Annotated in this window: 10 protein-coding genes; 5 read left to right on the top strand and 5 right to left on the bottom strand. The window is 65.4% G+C overall.

Annotated features, from left to right (window positions below; all coding sequences use genetic code 11):
* The 5 genes from V2I08_RS08060 to V2I08_RS08040 all read left to right on the top strand — a co-directional run.
* The coding region (locus tag V2I08_RS08060) for an ATP-dependent helicase C-terminal domain-containing protein (RefSeq protein WP_349634637.1) at positions 1–1,022 on the top strand (1,022 nt) is incomplete at its 5' end.
* 55 nt (positions 1,023–1,077) lie between these two features.
* A complete protein-coding gene (locus tag V2I08_RS08055) occupies positions 1,078–1,356 on the top strand; it encodes an ETC complex I subunit (protein WP_349634641.1) in 279 nt (92 codons plus the stop codon).
* A 117-nt stretch (positions 1,357–1,473) separates the two neighbouring features.
* Complete coding sequence (locus tag V2I08_RS08050; protein ID WP_349634636.1) at positions 1,474–1,722, top strand: acyl carrier protein; 249 nt, start codon at positions 1,474–1,476, stop codon at positions 1,720–1,722.
* A gap of 131 nt (positions 1,723–1,853) precedes the next feature.
* Positions 1,854–3,086, top strand: coding sequence for a serine palmitoyltransferase (spt, locus tag V2I08_RS08045; protein ID WP_349634635.1), 1,233 nt, complete (start codon positions 1,854–1,856; stop codon positions 3,084–3,086).
* A gap of 53 nt (positions 3,087–3,139) precedes the next feature.
* Positions 3,140–5,131 (top strand): ATP-binding protein, encoded by a 1,992-nt coding sequence (locus tag V2I08_RS08040; RefSeq protein ID WP_349634634.1) that lies wholly within the window; start codon positions 3,140–3,142, stop codon positions 5,129–5,131.
* Here V2I08_RS08040 and V2I08_RS08035 read toward each other — a convergent pair.
* The 5 genes from V2I08_RS08035 to gcvPA form a co-directional block, all read right to left on the bottom strand.
* Positions 5,088–5,966: a hypothetical protein gene (locus V2I08_RS08035; protein WP_349634633.1), complete on the bottom strand. Its 879-nt coding sequence runs from the start codon at positions 5,964–5,966 to the stop codon at positions 5,088–5,090. The two genes, V2I08_RS08040 and V2I08_RS08035, sit on opposite strands and share 44 nt — an antisense overlap.
* Before the next feature lie 45 nt (positions 5,967–6,011).
* Positions 6,012–7,220 carry a cytochrome P450 gene (locus V2I08_RS08030; protein ID WP_349634632.1) on the bottom strand — a complete coding sequence of 403 codons (1,209 nt, stop codon included), beginning with the start codon at positions 7,218–7,220 and terminating at the stop codon, positions 6,012–6,014.
* A gap of 79 nt (positions 7,221–7,299) precedes the next feature.
* Positions 7,300–7,929 (bottom strand): DUF938 domain-containing protein, encoded by a 630-nt coding sequence (locus tag V2I08_RS08025; protein WP_349634631.1) that lies wholly within the window; start codon positions 7,927–7,929, stop codon positions 7,300–7,302.
* A complete protein-coding gene (gcvPB, locus tag V2I08_RS08020; RefSeq protein ID WP_349634630.1) occupies positions 7,926–9,494 on the bottom strand; it encodes an aminomethyl-transferring glycine dehydrogenase subunit GcvPB in 1,569 nt (522 codons plus the stop codon). Before gcvPB ends, V2I08_RS08025 begins: the two co-directional genes overlap by 4 nt.
* A complete protein-coding gene (gene gcvPA, locus V2I08_RS08015; RefSeq protein ID WP_349634629.1) occupies positions 9,491–10,849 on the bottom strand; it encodes an aminomethyl-transferring glycine dehydrogenase subunit GcvPA in 1,359 nt (452 codons plus the stop codon). The genes gcvPB and gcvPA overlap by 4 nt, the downstream gene beginning before the upstream one ends.
* Between the last annotated feature and the right edge of the window lie 124 nt (positions 10,850–10,973).

Genomic DNA, 10,973 nt, shown 5'->3' with positions numbered 1-10,973 from the left:
GGCAACCGCGCAACGGTCGTGCTGGCCCACCCCCCGCCCCCCTCCCGCAAGCGGGCGGGGGAGAAGGCCTCTGCCTCGCCCTCGCCTTCCCCGATCGCCTATCCAAACGCCGCTCCGCCGACGGCGCGGACTGGACCAGCGTCGGCGGACGCGGTTTCCGGTTCGACCCGCTCTCGCCCCTCGCCCGCGAACCATGGCTGGCCGTGGGCGAAGTGCAGGGCAGTGCGGCGGGCGCGCGCATCCTGTCCGCCGCGCCGATCAGCGAAGAATCTGTGCTGGCCCTCTTCCCCGATCGCATCGCCACCACCCGCACCGTCCGCTTTCGTGCCGCCAATGGCGGGATCGAAGCGTTGCGCGAACGCCGCCTGGGCGCGGTGCGCCTCTCTTCCGGCTCCGACGACAGCCCCGACCCGCAAGCCGTCGTCGCCGCGCTGATCGACGGCGTGCGACAAGGCGGCCTTGCCCTCCTCCCCTGGTCGGAGGCTGCCCGGTCGCTGCGGATGCGCGCCGATTTCGCCGGGATTTCAGCGCTATCCGACGAAGCGCTGCTCGCCAGCCTCGACGACTGGCTCCCCCCGCTCCTGGTGGGCAAGCGCCGCCTGTCCGACATCGACCGCGCGCATCTGTCCGCCGTGCTGGAAGGCCTGATCGGCTGGGACGGCAAGCAACAGCTCGACCGCCTCGCCCCGCCCGATTTCCGCTCGCCCGCAGGCAGCACCCATGCGATCGACTATGCAGCCGAAGGCGGCCCGCGCGTCGAACTGCGGGTCCAGGCACTCTATGGCCTCCCCAATCATCCGACCGTCGGTAATCAGCGCATTCCCTTGGTCCTCTCGCTCACCTCGCCCGCTGGCCGCCCGATCCAGACCACCCGCGACCTGCCGGGCTTCTGGGCGGGCAACTGGCGCGATGTTGCCAAGGAAATGCGCGGCCGCTACCCGCGTCACCCCTGGCCCGACGATCCCACCGCCGCCAGCGCCACATTGCGCACCAAAAATGCAGATGCCCGCCGCAAGTCTTGACTTGCGCGCGCTCCGTGGTGCAACGCAGCAGGACGATTTACCGGAGTCCTTCGCGATGAATGCGCGCATCTATCAGATCCAGAAAAATGCCATGCAGTCGGGCAAGGCGCTGACCGATAAATGGGTGCTGGACTATGCGCCCGCGCAAGCCAAGACGCCCGATCCGCTGACCGGATGGGCGGGTTCGGGCGACACGCAGCAGCAATTGAAGCTCAGCTTCCCCTCGCAGGAAGCCGCCATCGCCTACGCCCAAAAGCAGGGGATTGCCTACACCGTCATCCCCACCCCGCCCAAGACGCTGAAATTGCAGGCTTACGCCGACAATTTCCGCTAAGCGCCGCGCCCCTCGCGCAATTTCCGGGCGCGATGCTGCCCGATTGCCGCCTTATTCCCTTGCCAAAGAGCGGTCACGGGCGGCAAAAGCCGTGCTTTCACGGAAAGAATGACCAGAATGACGGATCGCACCGAAATTTTCGACAGCGTCGCGGCGCAGATCGCCCCCTTCAACAAAAAGGGCGTGGACCTTACCGAAACCACCAGCTTTGCAGGCGACCTGGAATGGGACAGCCTGACCGTGATGGATTTCGTCGCCGCGATCGAGGATGAATTTGACATCCTCATCACCATGAACATGCAGGCAGAGATCGAAACCGTCGGCCAACTGGTGGACGCGGTAGCGAAGCTGAAGACGCAGCAGTAAGAACAACACCCGTTCGCCCTGAGCGAAGTCGAAGGGCACCGCTGAGCGAAGGCGAAGCAAAGAGCCTCGGCTCCGCTCGGTAGAGGGCTTCGACTTCGCTCAGCCCGAACGGTTTTGGGACAAAAGACATCATGACCGACGCCGCAACGCTGACCCCGACGCGCGACCTGTTTTCCAAGTTCGACCCCCTGATCGCGGAGCGCGAAGCGCTGCTCGCGACTGGCGTGCGCGATCCCTTCTCGATCGTGATGGACCAGGTGCTGTCCCCCACCCGCGCGATCATCAAGGGCAAGGAAACCATCCTGCTCGGCACCTATAATTATATGGGCATGACGTTCGATCCCGACGTGGTCGCGGCCGGCAAGAAGGCGCTCGACGAATTCGGCGCAGGGACGACGGGCAGCCGCGTCCTCAACGGCACCTATCAGGGCCATCGCGAAGTCGAGGATGCGCTCAAGGAATTTTACGGCACATCGTCGGCGATGGTCTTCTCGACCGGCTATCAGGCCAATCTCGGCATCATTTCGACGCTGGCGGGCAAGGGCGACTATGTCATCCTCGACGCCGACAGCCATGCCTCCATCTATGACGGCTGCTTCCTGGGCGATGCCGAAATCGTCCGTTTCCGTCACAACAGCGTCGAGGATTTGGCCAAGCGCCTTGCCCGCCTGCCCGCCGATGCGCTGAAGCTCGTCGTGCTGGAGGGCGTCTATTCGATGCTCGGCGACATCGCTCCGCTGCCCGAAATGGTCGCCGCGATCCGCCAGTATCCCAATTGCATGATCCTGGTCGATGAAGCCCATGGCATGGGCTTTTTCGGTCCCAACGGCCGGGGCGTCTATGAAGAACAGGGCGTCGAGGACGACGTGGATTTCGTCGTCGGCACCTTCTCCAAATCGGTCGGCACAGTCGGCGGCTTCTGCGTCTCCAACCATCCCAAGTTCGAGATCATGCGCCTCGTCTGCCGCCCCTATGTCTTCACCGCATCGCTCCCCCCCAGCGTCGTCGCCACCGCCGCCACCAGCATCCGCAAGCTGATGCATGCGGGCGACAAGCGTGCCCATCTCTGGAAGAACAGTAAGCGGCTGCACCAGGGCCTGACCGACCTTGGCTTCACGCTGGGCACGAAAACCCCGCAATCGGCGATCATCGCGGTCATCCTGACCGATCAGGCGCAGGCCGTGGCCATCTGGCAATCGCTGCTGGAACTCGGCCTCTACGTCAACATGGCCCGCCCTCCGGCGACCCCGACCGGCACCTTCCTGCTGCGCTGTTCGCTGTGCGCCGAGCATAGCGACGAACAGGTCGAACAGATCATCAAAATGTTCGAAGCCGCCGGCAAGGCGACGGGGGCCATCGCCTGACCATTGCGCTAGGTTGTTTCGCTGGCGGTGCGGTTGGGCTAGTGTGAAAATCTATGGCACAGGGCGACTTCACCGACACAGAGCGTAGCGGCGCGCGCGGCATGGCCCGCCGCGCCATGCCGCTGCTGCTCGTGCTGCTGCTGATCAGCTCGCTCGGCGCGCTGCTCTATAGTGCCAGCAACGCCACCCGCGATCATCAGCAGGCCTTGATCGAACAGCGGCGCAGCTTCGACATCATCGCCCTGGCCCGCGCGTTCGAAGCACGTACCGCCCGCGCCGAAGTGACGCTGGCCCGCTATGTCATCAGCCTGGACACCGACACCGGCCGCCTCTTTCAGGACCAATGGCGGGGTGCCGCCAGCCAGTTGAAAGCGCTTCACTACGCCACCCGCCATAGCGGCTGGCAACGCGGCAACGTCCAGGCGTTGCAAAAGGCCTTTGACGACCGCACCAAGACGCTGAACGAAATCGCCCTGCGCACGACCTATGGCCAGAAGATCGGGGCGCTGGGCCGCTTTCATGAGGCTGGCAGTTCACAGGATCTCAAGCGGATATCGGCCCTGCTCGACATCGTCATCAAGGCGGAAAATGAACGTCTGCGCGAACGCAGCCTTGCGGTGACGCTGGCGGGCGACCGCACCCAGGCCATGGGGCGCACCTCCGGCCTATTGGGCATTGCCCTGCTGGTCTGCGTCCTCTTCGCCGCCTGGTTCGCCAACAATGCGCTGACAGACCGGCGCAACGCCCGGCGGCTCGCCGATGCGGAGAGCGAACGGGCCGACCGGCTCGATGCGGCCGTGCGCGCGCGTACCGCCGAACTGACCGAAGCCTATGAACGGCTAAAGCAGGAATCGACGGAGCGCGAAGCGGCGGAAGAAAATCTTCGCCAGATGCACAAGATGGATGCCGTCGGCCAGTTGACTGGCGGCATCGCCCATGACTTCAACAATATGCTCGCGGTCGTCGTAGGGGGCCTGGAACTGGCCAAGCGCAAGATGCGGGTGCAGCCGGAGGAAGCCGGTCGCCATCTCGACAATGCCATGGAGGGAGCCAACCGCGCCTCGGCCCTGACCCGCCGTCTGCTCGCCTTCGCCCGCGCCGAACCACTGCTGCCGAGCGCAGTCGATCCCGATGCCCTGTTGTCGGGCATGGCCGACCTCATCGACCGCACCATCGGCGATCAGATCCGGGTCAACTTCACGCAGAATGCGCAAGGCTGGCGCATCTTCGTCGATCAGCATCAGATGGAAAATGCGATCCTGAACCTGTGCGTCAACGCACGCGACGCGATGGACGGGCGCGGCCAACTCACCCTGTCCACCGGCCGCGCGACGCTGGCCGCGGACGAGATCGGCGAGTGTCAGGCGGGCGATTATGTCACGCTGACCGTCACTGACGACGGCTGCGGCATGAGCGCGGACGTGCTGACCCGCGTGTTCGAACCCTTCTTCACCACCAAGCCGGTGGGCAAGGGCACCGGCCTTGGCCTCAGCCAGATTTTCGGTTTCGTGCGCCAGTGCGAGGGCGAAATTCGCATCGAATCGCAACCGGGCGAAGGCACCAGCGTCCATCTCTACATGCCCCGCCGCACCGGGGCCGCCGCCGATGCGCTGGGTCAGGAGGCGCAGGCCAACCAGAGCCCCGTCGAGCATCCGCCGACCCGCATCCTCGTGGTGGAGGATGATCCCCGCGTCCTCAATCAGACGATGGCGGCGGTCGGCGAACTTGGCCATCTGCCGATCGCCTGCGATCATCCGTCAAAGGCCGCCCGCCTGCTATCCCATAATAGCGACATCGGCCTGATCATCAGCGACGTGCTGATGCCCGACCTGACCGGGCCGGAAATGGTTAAGGCGCTGCCCGCCGCCTACGCCCATATCCCCGTGCTGTTCGTGACCGGCTATGCCGGCGACATGACCGAAAGCGCCGATTTCGCGGGCCATGCCGTCCTGCGCAAACCCTATACGCTGATGGCGCTGGGCCAGGCGCTGGGCCAGGCGCTCAGCGAATCGCCCCGGAACGGAACAGCGCAGGCAGCAGAGTGACCGCACCCAGCAGCGGCCAGCGCCGCTGCCACGGCTTGATCGTGATCGCCGTCCCGGCATGGCGGTTGATCTTCCAGGCGAGATAATCGATCCCACCCGCATAGGTGAAGCTCGCCTTTGCGAGGCGCACCACCGACAACCATTTGCCGCGCCGCTGCAGCGCGCGCCAGCGCTCCGGCGCATCGGCGGGCGACGGCGGCAGGCCCTGCACCAGCGCCGCCTCCCCCAACTGTCGATAGCGTTCAGGATCGGCATCGACGATCGACAGCGACCGCCCCTTTCGCTCCGCACGCAATTCGGCCGCATAGGTCAGGGTGAAGCCGCAGCGCCACAGGCCCAGCACCTCGTCGCCCCCTTCCGCCATTGGCCGGGCCAGCGACAACAAGGTTGGCGCGGCCTGCGCCACCGCCAAAATCGCCCGCTGCCGCGCCAGATCGTCGGCCGCCCACAACAGCCGTGCAGGCTGGGCAAAGCGCGCCCAGACCGAGACATTGTCCGCCGCTACACTGTTCAACCGCGCAAAATCCGCTTCCGACAGAACCGCATATTTGGCGATCAACCCCTGATGTTCGAACGGAAAGACATTGGGCGGGATCAGCGCATTGGCGCGCGCCAGCCAGCTTTTGCCATAGGCGGCCGGGTAGTCCGACACGATCAGGTAGAAATCGAGCATCAACCCGTCGAGATTGGCTTCACGCAGGCATGAGCCATAGAAAAGCACCGCCCGCGCCGCCTGCGGGTAGCGCGCCGCGATCGCCCCCGCCATCGCCGCCGCGCGCGGATCGGCAGGCTGGAGCAGTTCGGCGCGGACAAGATCGACAAGGGAGGTGGGCATCGGCCCGCCCTTAGAGCGGATCGCGCCCGAAATGAAGAGGGGCAATCAGTCCCAACGCAAAGGCAACGCGGTGCAGGCGCCGACATTGCCGCCCTTCATCGTCACCGGACGGTCAGGGTCGAGCCGAACGGTCGGCATGCGGCCAAGCCATTCGCGCAGGAACACGATCACCTCCATCCGCGCCAGCCCCGCGCCCACGCAGCGATGCGCGCCAACGCCCATCGTTGTATGCCGCGTCGCGTTGAGCTTGCGGTCGAACCGCACCGTTTCAGGCGCATCGAAACTCGCCGGGTCCAGATTATGGAGGACGCTCGGCAGATAGATGATGTCGCCCGCCTTCAGCGTCACGCCATCCACTTCGACATCGGTGACGAGGTTACGGCTGACCGAAACAGTCGGATAACGGCGCATCAACTCGTCGGCGGCATCGGGGATCAATTCCGGCCGCTCACGCAGCAAGGCCTGATCCTGGGGATGGCGCGCCAGGTGCAGCGCGACCATGCCGACCATCGCCACCACCGTATCCAGCCCGCCAAACAGCAGGTTGCGGCACATGCGCCGCGCCTCATCCTCGCTCCAAGCGCGCCCGTCAATTGGTTCGGACAGGATGCGACTGAACAGGTCGGTGCCCGGATTGGCCATGCGCGCAGCGATATAGGGGGCGAGATACTCGTCGGCCGCATCGCGCAATTGCTCGACCGTCATCGACCCATCGGGCCGCGTGAGTTGCGACCCCAGCGCCCGCAATCGCGGCCGGTCGGACAAGGGTACGTCGATCAGCGTCAGGAAGATGTGCAGCGGCAATATCTCGGCGAAATCCTCCACGAAGTCGCACGACCCCCGGTCGATCAACCCATCGATCAATTCGCGCGCGACCTGCGTCACCTGCGGCTCCATCGCGACCACGAAGCGCGACGCAAAGCCCTTCATCACCGCCATGCGAAAGGGCTGATGCTCCGGCGGGTCTTGTTGCAGCGGAATGAAACGCATCACCTCACCAAGTCCCGGCGTCACCGCCAGCACTTCGCTCGAAAGCCGGACATTGTCCGCCCATAGCGCGCGGACAATCTCGCCGCGCGTCGCTATCCAGTGGCCGCCATTGGCGCTGGTCCACACGACACCGGGACCATCCTCCCGCACCAGAGATTGCCAGGCGGCGAAATAATCCTGCTCGACGCCGGGCGGCGCAAAAATGTCAAAATCGACGATCCGATCTGCCGGAACATGGGCTGGCCGTGCCAATATGCCTTGCATTTCCCTGTCTCCCCTATTCTCGTATCAGGAGAGAGCCTATCGCAGCATCATGCGGCGGTAAGCTATGACTAGCGGCAGGTCAGGCGCGGCGAAAGATCAGCGTCAGATTGTTCGCGGGCATCGCCTGAACGCGATCGAGCGCAAAGCCCTGCGTCGTCGCCAACGCCGCCACATCCTCCAGCGCCCTTATCCCCCATCGCGGATCGCGCGCGCGCAAACTGGCATCGAACTCCACATTGCTGGGCGCTGGCGCAACACCGGCCTGAAAATAGGGGCCGTAGAGGATCAGCGGCGCGCCCGTCTTGAGCAGCCGCGCGCCCTGCGCGAACAACCCCACCGTCGCTGCCCATGGGCTGATATGCACCATATTAATGCACAAGATCGCATCCGCCCGGTCGATCGGCCAGTCCGCCGCCGCATCTAGCAGCATCGGCGCACGCAGATTGGCCAGGCTCGCGTCCCCGCGCCACGCCTCGATCGACGCCAGCGCCGCCGGATCAGGATCACTCGGCTGCCAATCGAGCGCGGGCAGCGCGTCCGCGAAATGCACCGCATGTTCGCCGCTGCCACTCGCCACTTCCAGCACCAGCCCGGTGGATGGCAATGCCGCGCGCAGCACCGCCAATATCGCGTCCCGGTTCCGCAGCGTCGCAGGGGCGTGACGTTTGTACGCTTCGCCGTCCGCTTCGCCCGGAATCCAGACCGTCATTCCGCCGCCTGCGCCAGCCTAGGCGCTTCCCACGTCAGCACCGGCTTGCGCGCCGCCAGCGTCTCATCCAGCCGACGGCGGGGCGCATGATAGGGCGCACCCTTCAGCGCCTCGTCTCCCGCCTTGGCGCGTTCTGCCAACGACCGCAGCGCCATAATGAACTGGTCGAGCGCCGCCTTGCTCTCCGTCTCGGTCGGCTCGATCAACATCGCGCCATGGACGACCAGCGGGAAATACATGGTCATCGGGTGGAAGCCCTCGTCGATCAGCCCCTTGGCAATGTCGAGCGTGGTGAAGCCCTCGGCCAGCCCCTTGTCGCTGAACAGCGCCTCATGCATGCACGGCCCGCTGGTGCCGAACGGCGCGTCCAGCACATCGTCCAGGCTGCGCAGGATATAATTGGCGTTGAGGACCGCATCCTCCGCCACCTGCCGCAACCCATCCGCGCCATGGCTCATGATATAGGCGAGCGCGCGGGTGAACATGCCCATCTGCCCGTGGAAGGCGACCATCCGGCCAAAGGTGCCGCCATGATGGTCCTGCGCCGATTCTTCTTCGATCAGGACGAACTGGTCGCCCTGCTTCTCGACGAACGGCAGCGGCGCATAGGGGGCCAACGCTTCCGACAGCACGACCGGCCCGGAACCGGGACCACCGCCGCCATGGGGGGTGGAGAAGGTCTTGTGCAGATTGATGTGCATCGCATCGACGCCCAGATCACCGGGGCGGACCCGGCCGACGATGGCGTTGAAATTCGCCCCGTCGCAATAGACGAATGCACCCGCCGCATGGACCGCATCGGAAATCGTCTTGAGATCCCGCTCGAACAGGCCGCACGTATTGGGGTTGGTGATCATCACCGCCGCCACGTCCGGTCCCAGCCGCGCGGTCAGCGCCGCCAGATCGACCCGGCCTTCGGGCGTCGCGGGAATATCCTCGACCTGATAGCCGCAAAAGGCCGCCGTGGCCGGATTGGTGCCATGCGCGCTTTCAGGCACCAGCACGACCGAACGCGCATCGCCCCGCGCCTCCAGCGCCGCACGGATCGCCAGCAACCCGCACAATTCACCATGCGCCCCCGCTTTGGGGCTCATTGCCACGCTGTGCATCCCCGTCAGCGTCACCAGCCATGCGGCAAGTTCATGGATCACCGCCAGCGCACCCTGCACCGTCGATTGCGGGGCCAGCGGATGCAGGTCCGCAAAACCGGGCATCCGCGCGACCTTTTCATTCAGGCGCGGATTATGCTTCATCGTGCAGGAACCGAGCGGAAACAGGCCCAGGTCGATGGCATAATTCTGCCGCGACAGCCGCGTATAATGGCGCACGGTTTCCTGTTCCGACAGGCCCGGCAGGCCGATCGCCTTGCGCTCCAGCCCGCCAAGACGGCTCGCCACCTTGGGCGCGGGCGCGAAATCGACACCCGTCGTCTCGGTCGATCCGATCTCGAAGATCAGCGCCTCTTCCAGCATCAGCGCGCGATTACCCGTCACCGTCGCCGGGGCCATATGCGCATCCGCAACCGCGACCGGCGTGGTGGGACGGCCTTCCTTGAGCATGGTCATGCCAGTTCCTCCTCAAGCGCCGTAGCCAGCGCCTCTATATCCTCTGCCGTCACCGTTTCGGTCACCGCGACGACCAAGCCCTTGCCGATCGCAGGCGCATCGGGGAACAGCCGCCCCAGCGACACGCCCCCCAGCACGCCCTTATCGGCCAAGCTGCGCACCACGTCGCGCGCATCTCTGGTCAGGACCAGGGTGAACTCATTGAAAAAGCTGTCGTTGAGCAGTGTCACGCCTGGCACCTGCGCCAGCCGATCGGCGGCCTGCACGGCCAGCCCGTGATTAAGGCTCGCCAATTCGCGCAGCCCGCGTTCCCCCAGCAACGTCATATGAATGCTGAACGCCAGCGCACACAGGCCTGAATTGGTGCAGATGTTTGACGTCGCCTTCTCGCGGCGGATATGCTGTTCGCGGGTCGACAGCGTCAGCACGAAGCCGCGCTTGCCCGCCGCATCCACCGTCTCGCCGCACAGGCGGCCCGGCATCTGCCGCACATATTTCTGCTTGCACGCGAACAGGCCGAGATACGGCCCGCCAAATTGCAGGCCGACGCCGATCGACTGGCCTTCGCCCACGACGATGTCCGCGCCCATCTCACCCGGCGGCACCAGCGCGCCCAGCGCCACTGGCTCGGTCACGACCGCCACCAGCAAGGCACCCGCCGCATGCGCCGCATCGGCCAGCGGCGTCAGGTCGGCGATCCGCCCCAAAATGTCGGGATATTGCACCACGACGCAGCTTACATCCTTGTCGATCGCCGCGATCAGCGCGTCGATGTCCGTCTGCGCCGTCAGCGTCGGTGCCTCATGCGCCAGCAGGTCGCCGGTGAACTTCGCCATCGTCCGCGCGACCGACACATAATGGGGGTGCAGGCCCGACGACAGGATCGCCTTGCCCCGCTTGGTAATGCGCCGCGCCATGCCGATCGCTTCCCAGCAGGCGGTCGACCCGTCATACATCGACGCATTGGCGACGTCGCAGCCCAGCAGGCGCGCGACCTGCGTCTGGAACTCGAACAGCACCTGCAACGTCCCCTGCGCGATTTCCGGCTGATAGGGGGTGTAGGCAGTCAGGAACTCGCCGCGCTGGATCAGATGATCGACGCTGGCGGGCACATGATGCTTATACGCGCCCGCGCCTAAGAAGAAGGGCGCTTCCCCCGCCGACAGATTCTGCCGCGCCAGCTTGCTCATATGCCGCTCGACCGCCAATTCGCTGGCATGATCGGGCAGGCCTTCGATCTGGCCGGAAAGCCGGGCCTCGGCAGGCACATCGACAAACAGATCATCGATCGACGCCGCGCCGATGGTGGCAAGCATTGCCTGCCGGTCAGTGTCGGTAAGGGGTAGGTAGCGCATTTGCAAAACTCCCCCCTCCCTTTCAAGGGAGGGGCCGGGGGTGGGTCGCGAGCGGAGCGAGCGCTGCTCCGTGGCGAAAGGGCGGACGCGCCCTGCGGTCGCGACCCACCCCTTCCCCCTCCCT

This window comes from Sphingobium sp. MK2 (genome assembly GCF_040170545.1).
Classification (GTDB): Bacteria; Pseudomonadota; Alphaproteobacteria; order Sphingomonadales; family Sphingomonadaceae; genus Sphingobium.
Note: the sequence above shows the minus strand (reverse complement) of the source record. Positions and strands in the feature narration are given on the sequence as shown.

Bases quoted from the DNA above. Each gene is read 5' to 3' on its own strand.
- V2I08_RS08055 (WP_349634641.1), top strand. From the start codon at position 1,078: ATGAATGCGCGCATCTATCAGATCCAGAAAAATGCCATGCAGTCGGGC.
- V2I08_RS08050 (WP_349634636.1), top strand. From the start codon at position 1,474: ATGACGGATCGCACCGAAATTTTCGACAGCGTCGCGGCGCAGATCGCC.
- spt (WP_349634635.1), top strand. From the start codon at position 1,854: ATGACCGACGCCGCAACGCTGACCCCGACGCGCGACCTGTTTTCCAAG.
- V2I08_RS08040 (WP_349634634.1), top strand. From the start codon at position 3,140: ATGGCACAGGGCGACTTCACCGACACAGAGCGTAGCGGCGCGCGCGGC.
- V2I08_RS08035 (WP_349634633.1), bottom strand. From the start codon at position 5,966: ATGCCCACCTCCCTTGTCGATCTTGTCCGCGCCGAACTGCTCCAGCCT.
- V2I08_RS08030 (WP_349634632.1), bottom strand. From the start codon at position 7,220: ATGCAAGGCATATTGGCACGGCCAGCCCATGTTCCGGCAGATCGGATC.
- V2I08_RS08025 (WP_349634631.1), bottom strand. From the start codon at position 7,929: ATGACGGTCTGGATTCCGGGCGAAGCGGACGGCGAAGCGTACAAACGT.
- gcvPB (WP_349634630.1), bottom strand. From the start codon at position 9,494: ATGACCATGCTCAAGGAAGGCCGTCCCACCACGCCGGTCGCGGTTGCG.
- gcvPA (WP_349634629.1), bottom strand. From the start codon at position 10,849: ATGCGCTACCTACCCCTTACCGACACTGACCGGCAGGCAATGCTTGCC.